The following is a 19,771-nucleotide window of genomic DNA, read 5'->3' as shown; positions in this document are numbered from 1 at the left end:
CACGTGCGGCCTCTTTCTTGATGTCGGTGGCTGACGAGCGCCGAGCAACGACCGCCGGACCATGAGAGTGTGCCTCATCCCAGCGCGCTTCCCCGCTGACGCATCACGGCCTGGATCTTGTCGACCGGCAGGTCGCGTACGGCGGTGTCGGTGTCGATGGACAGTGCCACGGCGACCCCGGCTGCGTGACCGTACTCGAAGCACTGGGCGGTCACCCGGGCCGAAGCGAGTGCCTCGTGGTCGGCGCTGAGGCTGCGCCCGGCCATGATCAGGTTCTCGGCGGTCTCGGGGACCAGGGTCGCGAACGGGACGTCGTAGTAGTCCTCGAGCAGCCACTCCAGCTTCGGCCGGGAGCCGGCGTGGAGCTCGATCGGCCAGGGTGAGCGGCAGATGGTGTCGGGGGACTTGCGGGCGGCGACGACGTCGGCGGCGGTGAGGGTGGCGACCCCGTACGCCGTTCTCGTCTGACGTATTCCTGCCTCGACCCCGGTGTCGACCACGAAGCTGTGCGCCAGCCCCGGAATGTGGTCGGCGAGAAAACGTGCGTAGTGGCGGACCTGGCGACGGCCGTTCAGCTCGGCCTCGGTGAAGTCGGCCGGGTCTATGACGTTCAGCATCCGGCCGTCGGTCGCGGTGAGCCGGGTGGCGTTGACGAGCAGCTCACCGGGTCTCGGGCTGGGGAAGATCCAGATCTTTCGCCGCGGGAGGTCGTAGGACCCGCTCTCGGCGGCGGTGTCGATGAGCTCGGAGACCTTGGCCGGGCAGATCGTGTCGTCGCCCCAGTAGTCGAGGAACCGGTCGCGGTCGACCTGGCCGAGGCGGAAGAACATGGTGGGGTTCTGAATCTGGCCGGTGTCCCCGAAGCGGTACCGGAAGCCGCCCCGGGCAAGGACGGCGGCATCGCCCGACGCATCCACCACCCTGCTGGCCAGGACGACCCCTCGGCCGGCGTTCGAGTCCAGGACGACGCCTCGTACGACGTTGCCCTCGACGACCACCCCGGTCAGGCTGGTGTGGAAGAGGACGCGGACCCCGGCCGCGGTCAGGAGGTCGTCGGCCGTCTCGCGCCAGACCAGTGGGTCGTGGGTGACGGTGAAGGTCTTCCCGTAGCGCTGGGGGGCGGTCAGGCCGCCGCGTCGTTCCAAGCCTTCCCGGAAGCGTTGGGCAAACCCGAAGACCACCTGCTGGGGGACGGTCGGAGTGTCGTGGGCGAGGTAGAGCCCGCAGATCGTGCCGGACATCCCGGCCACGGCCGCGCCCCCGCAGAACCCGTACTTCTCGACCAGCAGGGTGGTGTGGCCGAGCTCGGCCGACGTGGTCGCGGCGGCCACCCCGGACGCTCCCCCACCGACGACGAGGACGTCGACCGAGGCCAACAACGGCAGCTCGGGCGGGCGACGGTTCACTCTTCCGGCCAGGAGCGCCCAGCCGGGGAAGGGTTCGGGATCGGTGTTCACACGCTGCTGGGCTGCCGGCACGGGCTGGTCCTCGGTGGTCGGTGGTCGGTGGGCGGTGGTCGGATGCGGACGGAGGTCGGATCCGGCTCAGGGGGCCGGTCCGAACTGGGGTGGTCGTTTCTCGCGGAACGCCAGGACCCCTTCGATCCCGTCGGGTGAGGTGAACAGCTCCATCAGGGCCTGCCGTTCGGCCTCGAGGGAGAGCTGCCCCTGCCCGAGGTTCGTCATGGCCTTGGCGGCGGCCAGAGCGGACGCGGAGCCGGCAGACAGCCGGTGCGCCCAGTCCAGAGCCTGGGCCTGGGCCTGCCCTGCGGGGCAGACCGCGTTCACGAGCCCCAGGTCGAAGGCCGACCGGGCGTCGATCCGTTCGGCCAGCATGATCAGCTGCTTCGCCCGGCGGATGCCGACCTGCGCGGTCAGGCGCTGCGTCCCACCCCAACCCGGGATCAGACCGAGCTGGGTCTCGGGCAGCCCGAAGGAGGCGGTCTGAGCGGCGATCACCAGGTCCGCGGCGAGCGCGAGCTCGAACCCGCCACCCAGCGCGACCCCTTCGACGGCGGCCAGCACGGGCAGTGGGCTGTCGGTGAGGGCCTGCAGCAGCGCGCCCGCCCCGGAGGTGAAGGCCGCGATCTCCTCGGCCCGACCGTCCGCGTAGACGGCGATGTCGGCCCCGGCACAGAAGTGGGGTGCACCGGTGATGACGAGAGCGCGGGTCCCAGCGGGTGGGTTCTCGACCACTCGGGTGAGGGTGCTGATCATGGCGGCGGTGAGGGCGTTGCGCTTTCGGTCGTTCCCCAGCACGAGCTCGGTGACGGGGCCGTGCTGCGCCACCCTGACCAGCAAGTCGGGTGCCACCGGTGACGTCATCGGCTGGCCCGTCGGGACAGGATGCTCGACTGCAGCAGCTCGACCTGGTCGGAGTCGTAGCCGAGGGTACGCAGCACGTCCTCGTTCGCCGCCCCCAGGTCCGGCGGGATGTGACGTACCCCAGGCCGGACACCGTCGTAGGTCACGGGGTGAGCCAGGACGGTCACGGTGCCGGCCTCCGGGTGCTCGAACGTGGTGAAGCTCTTGTTGTGCCTGACCTGCGGGTCAGCGACGACGTCGCCGTAGGTGTTCACCGGGGCAAACCAGACCCGGTGCCGGGCGAAGAGCTGCTCCCAGTGGTCGGTGGGCTGCTGGGACAGGTGCTGGGCGACCCTTTCGTTGACCTCCTCGCGCCGTTCGTAGCTGCGATGCTCCCCGACCTCGGCGAACCAGGGGTCTTCCAAGACCGCCGCCATGGTCTCCAGCGAGTTCAACGACAGCGTGAGGTGACCGTCGGACGTGGCGAAGACACCGTACGGAGCCTTGTAGTAGGGCGAGGAGATCCCGCTCTCGCTGCGGATCCCGGTGAATCCGTTGACGAAGTAGTTGAGCGGCTCGATCTGCAGGTCCAGGGCCGCGTTCAGCAGGTTGCTCTCCACGAGGCTGCCGACCCCGCTGCGCTCGCGTCCGTGCAGGGCGGCCAGGATGCCGAACGCGCCGAGGACGGCCGCGTGCTGGTCGACCAGTGAGGCGCCGACCGGCGTCGGTGGGGTGCTGGCGCTGCCGGTCGCGCTGGCCAGGCCGGACATGGACTGCAGCAGCACGTCCTGACCTGGTCGGTCGCGGTAGGGCCCGTCGGACCCGTAGCCGGACAGGGAGCAGTAGATCAACCGCGGGTTGAGCTCGTGCAGCCGCGACCACCCCAGACCGAGCCGGTCCATGGCTCCCGGACGGAAGCTCTCGACCAGCACATCGGCCTCGGCCACCAGCTTGAGGACCACCTCGAGCCAGGCCGGGTCCTTCAGGTCGACCGTCAGGCTGCGTACGTTGCGGTTGCCCAAGAGGAAGAACACGCTGGTATCGCCCTCAAGGAAGGCGTCCGGCCCCGACCAGGTGCGCTCGAAGGCCCCGCTGGGCGGTTCGACCTTGATGACCTCGGCCCCGACGTCGGCCAGCAGCTGGGTGGCCGAAGGTCCCTGGAGGAAGTGGGTGAAGCTGACGACTCGTACGCCACTGAGCATGATGGTCCGATCTGGTGAAGAACACGGTTGAGGACAAGGAGGGCGGCTGCGTTCGAGGCGGTGGCCGCTGCCTGCGGCGTCAGGGGGAGAGCTCCTCGAGCACCTGCTCCTTGGTCTCGGTGGCGAAGACGGCGACGAACACGGCGATGACGAGCGAGATGGCCCCGAAGATCGCGAAGATGGTGCCCAGCCCGTAGCCGATCAGGGCCCCGATCAGCAGCGGGCCGACGATGGAGGCGATCCGTAGCCAGGCGGTGGCCGTACCCACCCCGAGCGCCCGCACCCTGGTCGGGTAGAGTTCGGGGGTGTATAGGTAGAGCCCGATGGCGGTGGAGGCGGCGAAGAACTGGGCGGCGCTCCCGAGGACCAGCACCAGGACGGCGCTGTCGGCCCGCAGGGCAGCAAGGGCGCAGAGCAGGAAGCCGGCGCCGGCGAGGGACCCGGTGAACCAGGGGCGGCGACCGACCGAGTCGATCAGGAGGGCGCAGGTCGCCGCGCCGGCCAGGGCGGCGACGTTGCCGATCAGGCCGAAGCCCAGCGCCGCCGTCAGACTCAGGTCGAACACCGTGCGGTAGAGGGTGGGCATCCACGTGCCGATGCCGTAGTAGACGAGGTAGGCCGCGAACCAGATGGTCCACACGACCAGGGTTCGGCGCGCGTACCCGGCCCGGAAGATCTCCAACCAGCCCGAGGAACGCCCGGTGGGCGGCTCGACCGCGACGGGCTCGGGGTCCGGCAGGGTGGTGCGGGCCGCGGCAGCGACGCCGGTCTCGATGCGCTGGAGCGAGGCATCCGCCTGCTCGTGCCAGCCCCTGGCGGCGAGCCAGCGTGGTGACTCCGGCACGTGGCGGCGGATGAAGTAGACGACCAGGATCGGCAGGGCACCGATGACGAACATGTACTGCCAGCCCAGCCGAGGCACGATCCAGAATCCGGCCAGACCCGCGAAGACGACGCCGACCGAGAAGACCAGCTCGTAGAGCAGGACGAACCGGCCGCGGCCGTGGGCCTTGGTGAGCTCGGAGATGTACACCGCGGCGATCGGTACCTGGGCGCCCAGGCCGATCCCCTGCAGGGTCCGGAAGACCACCAGGGACTCGAAGTTCCAGGCCAGGGCGCACAGGATGCTCATCAGCGAGTAGCCGACGATGGCCACGACCATGGCCGGGACCCGGCCGCGCCGTTCCGCCACGGCAGAGATCAGGAGGGCACCCACCAGCTGCCCGAGGTAGCCGGCGGAGATGAGGATGCCGATCTGCCCGGCGCCGATGTTCCACTGGCCGACCAGGACAGGAAGGACCTGGGCGATGGTCAGGGCATCGAAGGCGTCGAAGAAGGTCGCCGTGCCGATGAGCAGCCGGACTCGCACCTGCCAGCTCGTGGCCGGCAGCCGCTCCATCCGGTTCGCGACATCGCCGATCGTCCCCGGCGTCGTCGCCATCGCCGTGCTGGTGGGGGGACGGGCTGGTGCAGACATGGTGGTTCCTGTCGACGGTGGGAAGGGCCCGGACCTTCAGAAAGAGCCGGTACGGACGTGGAACTTGCTCGGTTTGCCGATGGTGGGTTTGCCCGACCTGGTCCACTCGGCGACCCAACGGACCATGGTGCGCACCGAGACGTACGGGTGGCCGAGCTCCGCCGACGCCTGCTCGCAGTTGACGACGAGGCACTCGCCCTCCACGCCGGTGAAGACGGGCGGCTTGCCGAAGATCTCGCCGAACTGCTCGGCGAGGTTGCGGACGCTGACCAGCTCGGGGCCGCCAATGTTGATCGGGGTGGTCGGGACCTTCGTACGGGCGAGGAGGCGCGCGAAGTGGTTGATGGCGTCGCCCTGCCACATGAGGTTGACGGTGCCGGTCTCCAGCGGGATCGGCACACCGTTCCAGACCCAGTCGGCGATCTCCTGCATGACCCCGTACCGGGTGTCGACCGCGTACACGAACCGGACGTTGCGGCCCGGAGTGCCGTGGGCCAGGGAGTGGTACTCAAAGATGCGCTCCCGGCCTACGACCGAGTTCGCGTACTCACCGGGCCGGGCGCGGGGGGAGGTGGTCTCGTCGACGCCCCCGCGGGCCGGGTCCGACCACGGGTAGACGTGGATCGTGGACAGAGCCACGATCCGGGACTGCGCGAAGGCCTCGGCGACGTACGCGGGCGCGAGGGTGTTCATCGCCCACATGAAGTTCTCGCGTCCGTCGGAGTCGAACTTCAACCCCGCCAGGTAGATGACGTTCTCCACCTTCGGCAGGGCTTCGACCCGGTCCCGGTCGAGGAGGTCGCAGGAGATGGTCTGGACCCCCCAGCCCTCCAGCTTGGCCCGGGCGTCGGGGTCGGAGAATCGGGCGACGCCGATGACGCGCCGCCCTGGCGCGGCCCGTTTCAGCAGCCGGGCCAGGGTGACCCCCATCTTGCCGGCGACCCCGAGCACGATGAAGTCGCCCGTGATCTCGGCCAGGTCGTCCACGAGCTCCTGGGTCGGTCGCGACATGAACTCCTCGAGGTCGTCCACGTCGGTGAAGTGGTCGGGAAACCCGTCGCGTCTCAGGAGATCAGGGGTAGCCGTCATCTGGGGTGCACCATTTCCGTGAGCGGGGTGGGGTTCGGGTCGCCGACCTCGCCGAGCCAGCGACTGAGGTGCTGGCGGACGAAGTCGTCGTCGGTGAGCTCGGGATAGGTGGTCACCACCCGGTCGATCGCCTCCGCCTGCCCGGGGGCCAGGACCTCGCCCGGGTCGAGGCAGCGGACGGCGTCGAGCAGACCCTGCCGGCGCAGCACCTCCAGGCAGCCGGGGATGCAGCCGGCGAAGTCGTGACCGGCGTCATAGACCGCCGAGTTCATGTCGGTCACGACGGAGTCGAGAGCCAGCAGCTCGTTGCTGACCGAAGGTTGGACGGCGGCGAGGTGGATGGTCTGGAGCAGCTCGACGGCCTGCTTGGTCCAGACACTCCAGTGCCCCAGCAGACCGCCCATGATCCGGACCCTGACGTCGACCCCGTCCCGACGGACACGGAAGGGGACGAGCAGGTCCAGCACGATGTGGTCGTCGTTGCCGGTGTAGAGGGTGACCCGGTCTTCTGCCCTGGCGTCGACGACCGCCCGGACGATGTCGACCGTCCGGTAGCGGTTGAAGGGCGCCAGCTTGATGGCGACGACCTGGTCGATCTGGGCGAACTCGCGCCAGAACTCGTAGCTGAGGTGGAACCCACCCACCTCGGGCAGCAGGGAGAACCCGATGATCGGCATGATCTCGGCGACGCTGCGGCAGTGGTCGAGAACCCGCTGTTCGGGCTGGCCGGCGAAGGCCGCGACATTGACCAGCGCCGCGTGGTAGCCCAGCCCGGCCGCGACCCGGGCCTCCTCGACGGCCTGCGTGGTTGATCCGGTCACCCCGGCGACCAGGGCGAACGGGCGTTCGGTCCAGTGGGTCGCCGCTTCCGCGACGGTCTGCAGGACCGTCGGGTAGAGGCCGTGCTCGCGAATGCCGAACTGTGTCGTGTGGACCCCGACCGCGACGCCGCCGGCGCCCGCGTCGACGTAGTACCTGGTCAGCGCTCGCTGTCGCCGCACGTCCAAGCCGAGCTGTGAGTTCAGGGCGAGCGGGTGGGCGGGGATGACGCTCCCCGCCCGGAGGAGGGCGGAGACCTCACGGTGAGTGTCGCGCACGAAGGTCACCTTCTTGGCTGGGTGAAGGACCGGCTCTGGTCTGCGTCGGCTACTGAACCACAGATCCAGGTTGTGCGCAACCGATTGTGCGCCGGTACAAAACCGATTGTGCAGCACAACTGTTAAAGTCCGGCCATGGTCAGGCTCCAGGACGTCGCAGACGCGGCCGGCGTCTCCCGCTCCCTGGCCTCCCGCGCTCTCAACGGGGTGGCCCATGCTCGGGTCAGCGAGACCACGCGGGCCCACATCGTGGAGGTGGCCGAACGGCTGGCCTACATCCCCGACCAGCGGGCGCGGGCGCTGCGGACGGCTCGCTCGGGGGCCCTGGCCCTGGTGGTCCCCGACGTGAGCAACGCGGTGTTCGCCGAGCTGCTCACCGGCGTCGCCTCCGTGGTCCGCGAGCACCAGGCGGCGGTACTGCTGAGCCAGATCGGCGACGGCCAGGACCTCACCGCGATCGTGGGGCGGGGCCGGGTGGACGGGGTCCTCCTGCAGCGGCCGGAGACGATGGACGACGAGCACCTGTACGCCGTCCTCCGGGCCGAGATACCCGTCGTGACCTTCAACTCCTGCTTGTCGGAGCGGCTGGGGTCCGTCATCCTGGCCGACACTGAAGGGGCGGCAGCCGCAACCGAGCACCTCATCGACCTCGGCCACCGCCGCATTGCCTTCCTCGGCGGGCGGGACCTGCACGACGCGTCTCGGCGCCGCCGGGAGGGGTTCCTCGGGTGCATGAGCCGCCACCGCCTCCCGGTGCAACCCGGCCACGTCGTCGAGGGCGGATGGGAAGCCGCAGATGGCCAGCAGGCCATGACCAGGCTCCTCCAGCACCCGGACCGCCCCACCGGGGTCGTCGTCGCGAGCGTGAACGCCGGCCTCGGCGCGCTGGCGGCGGCGGCGGACCTGGGACTTTCCGTTCCGTCGGACCTGTCGGTGGTGGCGATCCAGGACACCTGGTTCGCCGCCGTCGCCCGGCCCTCCCTGACCGTGGTCCAGATGCCCATGCGAGAGGCGGGGCGGGCCGCTGCGGAGATGCTCTACGGCGCGATCGTGGGAGACGCCCTGGAGAACATCGTGGTCACGAGTCGTCCGCCGACCCTGGTCCAGCGCGCCTCGACCGACGGGATCACCTAGGCGCCACCCGCGGCGTGCGCCGACCCAGGATGCTGAGCCGACGGAGCCATCTGCCTTCGGGTTCATCGGCGCCAGCGACCAGCACCGACGTCGCTGAGCATGTTGACGAACACCGTGTTGTCGCGCAGCGAGCCTGAGTCGCCCGCCAGCACCTCTGATCCCACACCGACCACCGTGCCGCGGCCGACGAGATCCGCGCGATCAACCGAGAGCCGATCCTCGAGATGCACTTTTCTGAACCTCGGGTGGCGCTCGCGTTTCTCGACCAGAAGATGTCCGTGATCGTTCTGCACTCTCCGTAGGCCACGACGAACAAGAGCATTCCGTCGGGACCTAGGGGCCGGCAAGTCTCCCGCAGCGGCCCGTCGCCGAGAGCGACGGTAGCAGCGGCTGAACGCCTCCGCTCGATCTTGCCGTGTTACCACGCCCCGGAACGATAAGGGTCACGGTTGCCGAGCCAGAGGCGATGGCGTCGGAGAACCGTGCACGTCGCTACTCGGACGCGTCGGCAGGATTGGGTATCTTGCCCAGATGCGAATCGCCGTAGCTGGAGCCACGGGCTTGGTAGGCCGCCACGTGATGCGGGTACTGACCGAACAGAGCCACGATCGGGTCGCTCTGGCACGGTCGGCGGGAACGGACCTGCTGACAGGACACGGCGTCGCGGACGCTCTCCGCGGCGTGGAGGCCGTCATCGACGTGCTGAACACCGAGGAAACGGACCCAGCGGCGGCGGAGGCGTTTTTCTCCGCGACCACCTCACACCTCCAGAGCGCCGCCATCGAGGCAGGAGTGCGCCACCTGGTGACCCTGTCGATCGTGAACGTCGACCTCGTGCGAGACAACGGGCACTACGCCGGCAAGCGTCGGCAAGAGCACCTGACCCGTAGCGGGCCCGTTCCCTGGTCGATCCTGCGGGCCACGCAGTTCTTCGACTTTGCCGAGCAGACCGTGGCCTGGACCACCCACGACGGTGTCGCAGCGGTCCCGCCCCTGCTCATGCAACCGGTCGCCGTGGCCGACGTCGCCCAGGTCCTGGTCGAGATGGCCACCGGCCCGGCGACCCGCTCGATCGTTGAGCTTGCCGGGCCGGACCCTCACGACCTCGTCGACATGAGCCGACGAGTGCTGGAGATGCGTAGCTCCACTGTCCAGCTGAGGCCCTCCTGGCACAACGGCGTGTTCGGGCTCGAGTTTGCCGGGGACGTGATGCTGCCATCGGTGTCGGTGCGCACCGGTCCCACAACCTTCGACCAATGGCTCCGGGACTCCTCAGCTGACCGCTAGCTCACCTCGGACGACGCTCACCGTCCAACCGATCGCTCGATGCGTCCAGGCAACGCCGTTGGCCCGTACGACGCGCATCACAGCTCGAGAGCGCTAGCCAGCGGCATACCAGCGCGGTAGGCAAGGTAGGAGCTCGAAGGGGCGTCGAGGACGGCAAAGTCCGCGCGCAAGCCGATGTCGATCCGGCCGATGTCGGCCCGGCGCAGGGACTTGGCGCTGCCGGCGGTAGCGGCGTAAAGAGCCTGGCCCGGCGTCAGGCCCATCTCCCGCACGGCCAGGGCGATCACGAAAGCCATCGACGACGAGTAGCACGTCCCGGGATTGCAGTCGGTAGCCAAGGCAATCGACACGCCAGCACGCAGCAACCGGGCCGCGTCGGGGTAAGGCGATCGGGTGGAGAACTCCACCCCTGGCAGCAGGGTGGCAACGGTCTGGTCGCGGGCGTCAGCCAAGGCGTCGACGTCTGCGGGCGACAGGTAGGTGCAGTGGTCGACGCTGGCGGCGCCGAGCTCGACCGCAAGCTGTACGCCGGGGCCGGGTCCGAGCTGGTTGCCGTGCATCCGGATGCCGAGTCCGGCCTCGCGGCCGGCCACCAGGACGGCTCGAGCTTCGGCCTCCGTGAAGGCATGCGGGGACCGTGGCTCGCAGAAGACGTCGATCCAACGAGCATGCGGGGCCGCTGCCGCCAGCATCGGCCCGACGACGAGGTCGAGATAGCTGGCCCGGTCGTCGACGTATTCGCCGGGCACCACGTGGGCGCCCAGGAAAGTGGTCTCGGACGTGAACTCGGCCGCGATGGTCAAGGCCCTGACCTCGTCGTCGACCGTCAGGCCGTAACCGCTCTTGATCTCGACCGTGGTGGTGCCCAGGCTCCGCATCTCGGCGACTCGCCGAGCGACCAACCCGCGTAGCTCCTCGTCCGAGGCACCCCGGGTCGCGGCGACCGAGACGCCGATGCCGCCGCCGTCGTATGGTCGACCCGCCATCCGGGCCGCGAACTCGAGGCTTCGGTCCCCCGCGAACACCAGATGGGCGTGCGAGTCGACGAACCCCGGAACGAGCGTGCGACCGCCCAGGTCGATGCGCTGGTCGGCGGCAGGGGCAGCGCTCAGAGGTCCGATCCAGGCCACGTGACTGTCTGCCACCACGAGTGCCGCACCGAAGCGGAGGCCGAGTCGATCGGGACCGGTCCCGTCGCAGGTGACGAGCTCGGCGATCCCGGTGATCAACGTCGAGGAGATGGCGGTCACCGTCGGACTTTGTCGAGGGCATCGGCGATCAACGGAGCCACGGCACCGAGGTGGTGTTTCCCGGCGGACACGACGGTGCGCCCTCCGACCACCACGCGGTCGACGTCGGCAGCTGTGGCGGCATAGATGATCTGGTCGGGCGCGCACCCGGTCGTCCGGACGCTGTCCTCCCGTACGGACACGAAGTCGGCCACGGCCCCGGCAGCGATCCGGCCGCCTCCGGCCCAGCCGAGGGCCTCGTACCCAGCGGCGCTCGCGGCATGGAGAAGTTCCTCGGGAGAGAAGCATCCACGCTGATGGGTGAGGAGCCGTTCATGCATCTCGAGACCGCGCATCTCCTCGAAGAAGTCGATGACGGCGTGCTGGTCCGTACCCAGACTGAGCGGGCTGCCCTCGTCGTGCAGCCGCCGGGCCGGGCCGATCCCGTCCGCCAGGTCACGCTCTGTGGTCGGGCACAAGCAGGTGCACGTTGCCGTCCCTCCGAGGATGGTGATGTCGGCGTCGCTGAGGTGGGTGGCGTGAACGGCAGTCGTGCGGGGACCCAGCAGACCGGTCCGACCCAGGAGCTCAGTGGGCGAGCAGCCGTAGAACGCCTGCGTGGCCAGGTTCTCGGCTGGCTGTTCGCTGAGGTGGACGTGGAGCGGCTGGGAGCCCATCACCGTCGCGAGCCGACCCAGCTCGTCCTCGGGCACCGCGCGGACCGAGTGCGCCGCGGCGCCGATACGGACCTGGTCGGACTCCTCCAGGAGGGCTACGCGTACGGCCCAGGACTCGACGTCACCGTCGCTGAACCGTTGCTGGACCCCGTTGAGGGGCAGATGTCCGTCGGCGCCCAGACCGCCCGCGACGCAGCAGGTGTCCAACAGCGTGAGCCGGATGCCCGCCTCGGTGGCGGCCTGGATCAGCGCGTGCCCCATCGCGTTCGGGTCGGCGTAGGGAACGCCACCAGGGCCGTGGTGGAGATAGTGGAACTCACCGACAGCCGTGATACCCGCCAGCACCATCTCGGCGTAGAGCGCCCGGGCCAACGCCAGGTAGAGGTCGGGGTCGAGAACGTCGGCGACGGCGTACATTCCTTCACGCCACGTCCAGAACGTCCCCCCGGAGCCGTGGGTCTGACCCCGGAGCGCGCGGTGGAAGGCGTGGCTGTGCGCGTTGGCCATGCCGGGCAGGACGACTCCGGTCAGCCGTTCGTCGGACGGCTGCGGGTCGGTGCCGACGGTGACTTCGGTGAAGTGCCCGTCGTGCACGCTGAGGCGCACGCGCGTGGCGAGCCCGGTCGGCAGCTGCGCGTGGGCGCACCAGTACGTGGTCACCCTGGGGGTCCGGCCAGGTCAGCCAGCACGGTCGTGAGGGCCTCCACGCCGGCGAGGCAGTCAGCGAGCTCTGCCCGTTCGGCCGGCGAGTGCGAGACACCGCTGGGGTTGCGGACGAAGAGCATGGCGGAGGAGACGCCCGCCGCTGCGAGCACCCCGGCGTCGTGGCCGGCGCCGGTGCTCAGCAGGGGAACGTTGCCGAGCGCTCGTTGCATTCGTCGGACCAGGGAGGTGTCGAAACGGGTGTCGTCGGTCCAGGACTCCTCGACGACGGTGGCGCCGAAGCTCCCCGCGTGCGCGGTGATGTCGAGGACCGTCCTTCTGACGGCCGTCGGGTCGCTGCCACGGACATCGAGCCAGCCCGTGACCGAGCTCGGGATCGCGTTGACCGCTCCGGGCCTGACCGACACCCTGCCGATCGTGGCGAGGCAGTCGTGCTCCTGAGCCGTGGCGCGAGCGGCCAACACCGTATCGGCGTAACCCAGCATCGCGTCGCGACGATCCCGAAGGGCGGTCGTACCCGCATGGTTGGCCTCGCCGGGGAAGTCGATCCGCCATCGGCCGTGCGGCCAGATGTCCGTACCCACCGCTACCGATGCACCGATGTGGTCGAGGGCCCGGCCCTGTTCCACGTGGAGCTCGACGAAGTGCCCGACACGTTGCACGGCCGCCGGGTCTGGGCCGAACCCGGTCAGGTCGCGGCCCGCGGCGGTCAGGGCTTCGGCCATGCTGAGCCCGTCGACGTCGCGGAGCGCAAGGGCGCGCTCAGGGGACAAGGACCCTGCGACCAACCGCGACCCCGAGCAGGCAACGCCGAAGCGAGCCCCTTCCTCGTCGGCGAAGCACACGACACCGATGGGCTTGGCTGGTTGGAACCCGACCCTGCGCAGGGCGTCGACGGCGGCGAGCGCGCTGATCACTCCCAGGGGACCGTCAAAGGGACCGCCGTCAGGAACGCTGTCCAGATGAGAGCCGGTGACGACTCCCTGGCCGGGCGCTGCGTCCGGGTCACCCCACCACGCCCACTGGTTGCCGGCCCGATCTTCGACGTAGTCGAGACCACGCTTGGCGCACTCGTCGGCAAACCACTCGCGCAACACCCGGTCCGTCGCGCTCCAGGCGAACCTGCGGTACCCGCCTGATGAGCTCCGCCCGACGGGTTCGAGCGCAGCCCAGAGCCCGGCGAAGCCTGGCGCCGAGCTCGATGTCACGACCCCTCGGTCATCGGGACACGAACCCCACGCGCGGCAGCGACCGCTTCAGCCTCGTCGTACCCGGCGTCGACATGTCGGATGACCCCCATCCCCGGGTCGTTGGTCAGCACGCGCTCCAGCTTCTGGGCGGCCAACGGCGTGCCGTCAGCCACGGACACCTGGCCGGAGTGGAGCGAGCGGCCGATACCCACGCCACCGCCGTGGTGGATCGAGACCCACGTCGCTCCGGATGCGGTGTTGATGAGAGCGTTCAGCAGCGGCCAGTCAGCAATCGCGTCGGAGCCGTCGAGCATGGACTCGGTCTCCCGGTACGGGCTGGCGACAGATCCGCAGTCGAGGTGGTCACGGCCGATCACGATGGGCGCCTGGACCACACCGCGAGCCACGAGGTCGTTGAAGGCGAGGCCTGCCCGGTCCCGCTCGCCGTAGCCAAGCCAGCAGATGCGGGCCGGTAGGCCCTGGAACCCGATCTTGTCCTTCGCCTCCCGCATCCACTTCTGCAACCGGTCGTTGTCGGGAAATAGCTTCATGACCGCCTGGTCGGTCGCCTCGATGTCTCGGGGGTCACCTGAGAGAGCAACCCAGCGGAACGGACCTCTGCCCTCGCAGAACAGTGGCCGGATGTAGGCCGGCACGAACCCCGGGAACTCGAAGGCCCGCTCGTAGCCGCCGTGGCGAGCCTCGTCGCGGATCGAGTTGCCGTAGTCGAACACTTCGGCGCCGGCGTCCTGGAACTCCACCATGGCCTGGACCTGCCGAGCCATGGAGGCACGCGAGCGATCGGTGAACTCGTCGGGCTTGTGCTCGGCGTAGTCAGACCACTCCTCCACTGCGATGTCCTGCGGCAGGTAGGACAGCGGGTCGTGAGCGGACGTCTGGTCGGTGACGATGTCGACCTCGACGCCCCGCCGGAGCAGCTCCGGGAACACGTCGGCCGCGTTCCCGACGATGCCGATGGACCGGGCCTGCCGGGCGGCCTTGAACTCCAGCGCCCTGGCGACTGCCTCGTCCAGGTCAGCGGCCACCTCGTCGAGGTAGCGATGGTCGACCCTGCGCTGCAACCGGCTGGGATCTACGTCGACGATGAGGCAGACGCCTCCGTTCATCGTCACCGCCAGCGGCTGGGCGCCACCCATGCCACCGCACCCTCCGGTGAGGGTCAGCGTGCCCGCCAGCGATCCACCGAACCGCTTGTCCGCCACGGCGGCGAACGTCTCGAACGTGCCTTGGACGATGCCCTGGGTGCCGATATAGATCCACGAGCCTGCCGTCATCTGGCCGTACATCGTCAGGCCAAGCTTCTCGAGCCGTCGAAACTCCGGCCAGGTGGCCCAGTCGCCGACCAGGTTGGAGTTGGCCAGGATCACGCGCGGCGCCCACTCGTGCGTCCGCATGACGCCGACCGGTCGACCCGACTGCACGAGCATGGTCTCGTCAGGGGCCAAGGTCGTGAGCGTGCGCACCATCGCGTCGAACGACCGCCAGTCGCGTGCGGCACGACCGGTACCTCCGTAGACGACGAGGTCGTCTGGCCGCTCGGCGTTCTCTGGATCCAGGTTGTTCATCAGCATCCGAAGCGGCGCCTCTGTCTGCCACGAACGCGCAGTCAGCGTGACACCCCGAGCGGCCCGGACTGGGCGTGCACCTTCCATGAACATCTTCCTTTGCGTTGAGGACGACCTCGCCAGCACGTCGGCGGAGCCGGTCGCAGTAGCGCTGAGAGGTATTCGACACCGTAACCACCACCCCCGTCTAGGTTCACCAGCTGAAACTACTGTTTCAACAGGCGATCATTCTTGTAACGACGAGGTATCGCCGGCGGGCGACGGTGCACCGGGCTGAGGCACCGTGATTTGCCACAGTCCAGGCTCTTGTCACCTCGGGCCATCTCTGCTTGAATCCTCACACTCTGTGTCGGCCAGTGACATCGCCCAGTCACAGTGTGGGGTCACATCACGACCCTGTTTGACCGGCTGTTCCCGGTGATCCCCGGGAGTGAGGTCAAGCTCGTTGCACCGGGTTGGCCGTCTGGACCGGCCCACACCCGTGGACTGCGGTCCGCTTCTGCTCATCCCGCTGGTGTGCCCGCGCTCGATGACGCCACGGACACACGGACGGACCTGCTAGCCGTATGCACGGTCGGGGCCGAGCACGCGCCCGGTTCGACCGTGACGCCCGCCCGCGTGCTCAGTCACGCCCACCCTCTTTTGGAGCTCCCATGACCGCACTAGCGCCCGAGCCCCCGGGCGGCGGCGCCGTCGCCGAGGACAGACTGGTCCTCGATGACGCCCCGCTGAACCGCTTTCACCTCAAGATCACCGCCCTGACCTTCTGCGCCAACTTCTCAGACGGCTTCGAGCTGGGCATCATCGGTATCGCCCTTCCCACGTTGACCAAGTCGCTTGGCATCACGACGCTGTGGCAGGCACTCCTGGGCTCAGCGGCCCTGGTCGGTCTCTTCTTCGGCAGCACGACCGTCGGCTGGCTCGCCGACAAGTTCGGTCGGCAGCGGCTCTACCTGTGGGACTTCGCGGTGATCGCGGTGGCGGCGCTGCTGCAGTTCTTCGTCGAGACACCGGGGCAGCTGCTGGTCCTGCGGCTGATCATCGGCTTTGGTATCGGTGCGGACTATGCGCTCGGCCCGACACTCGTGGCCGAGTTCGTGCCTCGGCGCTATCGCGGCATGCTGCTGGCCTCCCTCACGGTGATGTGGACGGTCGGCTACACGGCTGCCTTCTTCTTCGGCAACGCCCTAGCCCCCACCGGAGGTGAGGTGTGGCGCTATCTGCTGGCGAGCAGCGCTATCCCCGCGATCTTGGTCGTTCTCCTGCGGATCGGAACTCCGGAGTCACCACGGTGGCTGGCGATGCGGGGGAAGCTGGACGAGGCCCGGACCGTGGCACGTCGGATGACTGGCCAGGACATCGACCCCACCAGTCTCGTGAGTGCTGACGAGACGCACACCACGCGCTACCTCGATGTCTTTGCCCCCATCCACCGGCGTAACACGATCTTCGGCATCGTGTTCTACAACGCCCAGGTCATCCCGTACTTCGCGATCTTCACCTTCCTGCCACTCGTGCTGAGCAAGATGGGTCTGGGAGAGGAGAACTACACCGTCGATTCGGTCCTGAACCTGTTCTTGCTCCTCGGAGGCATCGCCGGCATCTGGTTCGTGGCCAAGTGGTCTCGCCGAGCGGTCACCATCGGCTCCTTCGTGGTCTTGATCATCGCCCTGCTGCCGCTGACTTTCGCCACCTATCTGCCGATCCCCATTCTGTTGGCCTTCTTCATCATCTTCACCTTCACGATGTCGGGGGCCACCAACCTGGATCAGGTGTATCCCGCCGAGCTCTACCCAACCGAGCTGCGTGGGTCCGGCGTGGGACTGCTGAACGGTCTGAGCCGGATCGGGTCGGCCATCGGAACCTTCCTGCTCCCCCTCGCCCTGAACTCGGTTGGCTTGTCCTGGACGATGTCAGGCCTGGTAGCCGTCTTGGTCGTGGGTCTGGTTGTCTCCATACTCATCGCTCCCGAGACGAAGGGGACCGCGCTCGACTGAACCAGACCGGGCCACCGGTTGACGACCCTGTGTCGAGCGGTGGCCCGGTCTCACTCACCTGCGATGCCCTGTCACCGCTGGCCAGAGCACCCGACCCAGAGCCGAGGAACGACGCACCGGAGGCAGGATGGTAGAAGAGTGTCCTGAGGTGACCACCGCCACCGGTGCGGGCTCAGTGGAAGGGAGCATCGAGATGGCCGAGTCGTCCACCCGTACGGTCGAGCGCGCTCTCTCTCTGTTGGCGGCGGTCTGCACCGGCGGCCGGGTCACATCGGCTGCTTGCGCTCGCGAGGTCAATCTGTCACCCAGCACCACGATGCGGCTGCTTCGCACCCTTGAGTCGACCGGCTTCGTGAGCCGCGACGACGACGGCATGTACGGCCCCGGCCCACGCCTGGTTCAGCTCGGCACGTTGGCCCTGAGCCAGGAGTCGCTCGTAGGCATCTGCAACGCCGAGATGACGTCGCTGTCGGAGGCGACAGGAGAGTCGGTATATCTGAGCGTGTTCGGGCATCGTGACACTGCCCTCTACATCGCCATCGTCGAGGGTACGCACTCCATCCGGCACACCAGCTGGGTGGGACGCACCATTCCGCTGGAGGGAACCGCGGCTGGGCAAGTGCTCACCGATAGGGTCCCGGACGACGGCTATGTGGTCATCGAGCGGGGTCTCGAGCCCGACGTCACGGCGATAGCCGCCCCTGTCCGCAGTGGGGACCGGGTGGTGGCTGCCCTGAGTCTGATTGTGCCCAGCTACCGACTCAACTCGGCCGCTGCACACGGACTGGGGCGAGAGCTCACCCGCCGAGTTGCCAAGCTCACCGCAGAGCTCGGTGGCAAAGCCAAGACTGAGGTGTCGCGCTACTCACAACCGGCCTAGGTCAGTCCGACTCGTACCACAGGCAGCAACCAGAAGGATCAGATGGAGCTAGCAGGGGCGGCTTCGGTCGGCGATATCGTGGCCATCGCCGACGGCGAACCGGTAGTCGTGGCCCCCCAAGTCCTGAGGACGCTACGGAACGTCCACCAGCAGGCTGAGGAAGTCAGCCGCTCCACCCCCGTGTACGGACGCACCACGGGAGTGGGCGCGAACAGGTCGACCACCGTCGAGCGGGATCGGGAGCATGGCCTTCGGCTGCTCCGCAGCCACGCGGTTGACGCCGGCCCCTCCGTGCCCGAACGCGAGATTCGCGCGATGCTCGGTGTGCGTCTCAACCAGCTGTGCCATCCGGGCTCAGGAATTGACCCTGACATCTTGGAGGCCTTGGCCAGGATGCTCAACGAAGACGCACTGCCGACCATCCGACGCTTTGGATCCATCGGGACCGGAGATCTCACCGCTCTCGCGAGCACCGCCTTGACCTTGATCGGGGAACGCCCAGCGACACGGCCTCTGACCCGCATGGCGCCTTGGGGAGCCGACAGCGCCCTACCGTTCCTCAGCAGCAGCGCGTTGACCCTCGGCCAGGCGTGTCTTGTCGCCTCCCAGCTCCAGCAGCTGGCGCGAGCGGCTGAGGTCATCTACGCCTTCAGCTTCACCGCCCTGGGCGGTAATCCCTCGTCGTGGTCACCAGAGGCGGCAGCGGCGGCTGGCTCGCCGTCCGCCGCTGCCGTGGCCACACGCCTCCGAGCGGCCCTGCTGCCCCTGACGACGCCTCCCCGGCGTATCCAAGACCCTTTTGGACTTCGCGTCTTCTCCCTGACCCACGGTGAGGTGATAGCGGCGATTGAGCGGCTCGACGGCCAGCTCACCTCTTTACTACAGCGGGCCCAGGAGAACCCGCTCTTCGGTGTGCAACAAGTCGTCCACCACGGAGCTTTCTACCAAGCCGGGCTCGGACTCTCCCTCGATGCGACCAACGCTGCGCTCGCCCAAGCATCGACCAACACATTCGCGCGAATCCGAATGTCTCATGAACCGAGCCAGACCGGTCAGCCCGCCTTCTTGGCCGGACCGCCGGCCGGAGCGTCAGGGACCATGATGGTCGAGTACGTAGCCGCATCGACTATTGCCGAAATCCGAAATGCTGCTGAGCCCGCGTCAACTGGCACTCTTTCTCTCTCGCGAGGAGCTGAAGAAGACGCGCCTTTCACGGCCCAAAGTCTTAAGCAGCTCCAAAGAACTGCCCGGGCACAGGAAGTGCTACTCAGTTGCGAACTTGTGGTGGCGATCAGACTCCTCCGGATTGAAGGGCTCATCCCGGCGCTCAGGCCCCAGATGTCGCTCGCCTACCGAGCGGTCGCACACCTGCCCGACGAGCTGACCGACCGCGACCTTCGAGAGGATCTCGACCTGGCCGGCGCTTCGCTGTCGCAACTCAGTTTCGAGAGCGGCCCGGCTGGTGGTCCGCGCTGCAGATGAGCCAGACGGGTGGTATTGAACGGTAGCCGTAGCGAGCAGGTACTCGTGCCCCGGCACCTAGCGCTAACGGAAAGCTCATGATGTCGTTGTCCAAGACATAGCAGTATGGTCCTCCCTGTCCTGAGTCGGCCTACGGGTAAGGGCTGGTGGTCGCATGATCGGGCCGGCGCCAAGACACGTATGCCGTCGCGCCCGGCGGGGATTGCAGCCGTAGTAACAGCAGCGCCGGCGAGATCGGCGTTATCGTCTGCGCTTGCCGCCTATCCCGAGGCGCACGAGCGTTGCGGACATTGGACCGCAGGTGCCGGGATCAGACTTCGCCAGGGTGGCGGCCTGATGTTGTTCGTCGCATACTTTGGGGCTCACACCACACCAGTCTGGCTAACAATCCTGCGGCTTGCCCTATAGGGTGACAGCACTGTGTGTGGCCGCTACGCCGCACGAGCCACCCACTGATCAGCGTGAGATCGGGAGCACC

16 protein-coding genes are annotated in these 19,771 nt (G+C 68.3%); 5 read left to right on the top strand and 11 right to left on the bottom strand.

Features of this window, described 5'->3' with window-relative positions; genetic code table 11:
* Positions 1-74 precede the first annotated feature (74 nt).
* The 6 genes from ACFE76_RS14960 to ACFE76_RS14935 form a co-directional block, all read right to left on the bottom strand.
* Positions 75-1,478, bottom strand: coding sequence for an FAD-dependent oxidoreductase (locus tag ACFE76_RS14960; protein WP_375432563.1), 1,404 nt, complete (start codon positions 1,476-1,478; stop codon positions 75-77).
* Between the two features lie 66 nt (positions 1,479-1,544).
* Positions 1,545-2,324, bottom strand: a complete 780-nt coding sequence (locus ACFE76_RS14955) for an enoyl-CoA hydratase/isomerase family protein (RefSeq protein WP_375432562.1) — start codon at positions 2,322-2,324, stop codon at positions 1,545-1,547.
* Positions 2,321-3,505 carry a CaiB/BaiF CoA transferase family protein gene (locus tag ACFE76_RS14950; RefSeq protein ID WP_375432561.1) on the bottom strand — a complete coding sequence of 395 codons (1,185 nt, stop codon included), beginning with the start codon at positions 3,503-3,505 and terminating at the stop codon, positions 2,321-2,323. Before ACFE76_RS14950 ends, ACFE76_RS14955 begins: the two co-directional genes overlap by 4 nt.
* Before the next feature lie 79 nt (positions 3,506-3,584).
* The gene (locus ACFE76_RS14945) at positions 3,585-4,982 is read right to left on the bottom strand and encodes an MFS transporter (protein ID WP_375432560.1); all 1,398 of its coding nucleotides are present in this window, start codon (positions 4,980-4,982) and stop codon (positions 3,585-3,587) included.
* 36 nt (positions 4,983-5,018) lie between these two features.
* The gene (locus tag ACFE76_RS14940; RefSeq protein WP_375432559.1) at positions 5,019-6,071 is read right to left on the bottom strand and encodes an NAD-dependent epimerase/dehydratase family protein; all 1,053 of its coding nucleotides are present in this window, start codon (positions 6,069-6,071) and stop codon (positions 5,019-5,021) included.
* Positions 6,068-7,168, bottom strand: a complete 1,101-nt coding sequence (locus ACFE76_RS14935; RefSeq protein ID WP_375432558.1) for a dihydrodipicolinate synthase family protein — start codon at positions 7,166-7,168, stop codon at positions 6,068-6,070. Before ACFE76_RS14935 ends, ACFE76_RS14940 begins: the two co-directional genes overlap by 4 nt.
* A 135-nt stretch (positions 7,169-7,303) precedes the next feature.
* Here ACFE76_RS14935 and ACFE76_RS14930 point away from each other — a divergent pair, with 135 nt between their 5' ends.
* Positions 7,304-8,302 carry a LacI family DNA-binding transcriptional regulator gene (locus ACFE76_RS14930; RefSeq protein ID WP_375432557.1) on the top strand — a complete coding sequence of 333 codons (999 nt, stop codon included), beginning with the start codon at positions 7,304-7,306 and terminating at the stop codon, positions 8,300-8,302.
* Positions 8,303-8,364: 62 nt separating this feature from the next.
* Here the strand turns inward: ACFE76_RS14930 and ACFE76_RS14925 are convergent, their stop codons facing one another.
* Complete coding sequence (locus ACFE76_RS14925) at positions 8,365-8,595, bottom strand: hypothetical protein (RefSeq protein ID WP_375432556.1); 231 nt, start codon at positions 8,593-8,595, stop codon at positions 8,365-8,367.
* A 238-nt stretch (positions 8,596-8,833) separates the two neighbouring features.
* Here ACFE76_RS14925 and ACFE76_RS14920 point away from each other — a divergent pair, with 238 nt between their 5' ends.
* Positions 8,834-9,589, top strand: coding sequence for an SDR family oxidoreductase (locus tag ACFE76_RS14920; RefSeq protein WP_375432555.1), 756 nt, complete (start codon positions 8,834-8,836; stop codon positions 9,587-9,589).
* A 77-nt stretch (positions 9,590-9,666) separates the two neighbouring features.
* Here the strand turns inward: ACFE76_RS14920 and hutI are convergent, their stop codons facing one another.
* From hutI to hutU, 4 genes are read right to left on the bottom strand one after another with little or no spacing between them, the layout of a single operon-like run.
* On the bottom strand, positions 9,667-10,830 hold the full coding sequence (gene hutI / locus ACFE76_RS14915) for an imidazolonepropionase (protein ID WP_375432610.1): 1,164 nt from the start codon (positions 10,828-10,830) through the stop codon (positions 9,667-9,669).
* Positions 10,831-10,835: 5 nt separating this feature from the next.
* On the bottom strand, positions 10,836-12,155 hold the full coding sequence (locus tag ACFE76_RS14910; protein ID WP_375432554.1) for a formimidoylglutamate deiminase: 1,320 nt from the start codon (positions 12,153-12,155) through the stop codon (positions 10,836-10,838).
* Positions 12,152-13,366 (bottom strand): allantoate amidohydrolase, encoded by a 1,215-nt coding sequence (locus ACFE76_RS14905; protein ID WP_375432553.1) that lies wholly within the window; start codon positions 13,364-13,366, stop codon positions 12,152-12,154. Before ACFE76_RS14905 ends, ACFE76_RS14910 begins: the two co-directional genes overlap by 4 nt.
* On the bottom strand, positions 13,363-15,021 hold the full coding sequence (gene hutU / locus ACFE76_RS14900; protein ID WP_375432552.1) for a urocanate hydratase: 1,659 nt from the start codon (positions 15,019-15,021) through the stop codon (positions 13,363-13,365). The genes ACFE76_RS14905 and hutU overlap by 4 nt, the downstream gene beginning before the upstream one ends.
* Positions 15,022-15,587: 566 nt before the next feature.
* On the opposite strand from hutU, the gene ACFE76_RS14895 reads away from it, so the two are divergent.
* The 3 genes from ACFE76_RS14895 (at position 15,588) to ACFE76_RS14885 (ending at position 19,293) form a co-directional block, all read left to right on the top strand.
* Positions 15,588-16,931 (top strand): MFS transporter, encoded by a 1,344-nt coding sequence (locus ACFE76_RS14895; protein ID WP_375432551.1) that lies wholly within the window; start codon positions 15,588-15,590, stop codon positions 16,929-16,931.
* Between the two features lie 148 nt (positions 16,932-17,079).
* Positions 17,080-17,811 carry an IclR family transcriptional regulator gene (locus tag ACFE76_RS14890; RefSeq protein ID WP_375432550.1) on the top strand — a complete coding sequence of 244 codons (732 nt, stop codon included), beginning with the start codon at positions 17,080-17,082 and terminating at the stop codon, positions 17,809-17,811.
* 42 nt (positions 17,812-17,853) lie between these two features.
* Positions 17,854-19,293 (top strand): aromatic amino acid lyase, encoded by a 1,440-nt coding sequence (locus ACFE76_RS14885; protein ID WP_375432549.1) that lies wholly within the window; start codon positions 17,854-17,856, stop codon positions 19,291-19,293.
* Positions 19,294-19,771: the final 478 nt, after the last annotated feature.

Origin of the sequence: uncultured Friedmanniella sp. (genome assembly GCF_964244005.1) — a bacterium.
In the GTDB taxonomy this organism is placed as follows: Bacteria; Actinomycetota; Actinomycetes; order Propionibacteriales; family Propionibacteriaceae; genus Microlunatus.
The sequence above is the reverse complement of the archived record's forward strand: the minus strand, read 5'-3'. Positions and strand labels throughout refer to the sequence as shown.

Bases quoted from the DNA above. Each gene is read 5' to 3' on its own strand.
- ACFE76_RS14955 (WP_375432562.1), bottom strand. From the start codon at position 2,324: ATGACGTCACCGGTGGCACCCGACTTGCTGGTCAGGGTGGCGCAGCAC.
- ACFE76_RS14950 (WP_375432561.1), bottom strand. From the start codon at position 3,505: ATGCTCAGTGGCGTACGAGTCGTCAGCTTCACCCACTTCCTCCAGGGA.
- ACFE76_RS14945 (WP_375432560.1), bottom strand. From the start codon at position 4,982: ATGTCTGCACCAGCCCGTCCCCCCACCAGCACGGCGATGGCGACGACG.
- ACFE76_RS14940 (WP_375432559.1), bottom strand. From the start codon at position 6,071: ATGACGGCTACCCCTGATCTCCTGAGACGCGACGGGTTTCCCGACCAC.
- ACFE76_RS14930 (WP_375432557.1), top strand. From the start codon at position 7,304: ATGGTCAGGCTCCAGGACGTCGCAGACGCGGCCGGCGTCTCCCGCTCC.
- ACFE76_RS14920 (WP_375432555.1), top strand. From the start codon at position 8,834: ATGCGAATCGCCGTAGCTGGAGCCACGGGCTTGGTAGGCCGCCACGTG.
- hutU (WP_375432552.1), bottom strand. From the start codon at position 15,021: ATGGAAGGTGCACGCCCAGTCCGGGCCGCTCGGGGTGTCACGCTGACT.
- ACFE76_RS14895 (WP_375432551.1), top strand. From the start codon at position 15,588: ATGACCGCACTAGCGCCCGAGCCCCCGGGCGGCGGCGCCGTCGCCGAG.
- ACFE76_RS14885 (WP_375432549.1), top strand. From the start codon at position 17,854: ATGGAGCTAGCAGGGGCGGCTTCGGTCGGCGATATCGTGGCCATCGCC.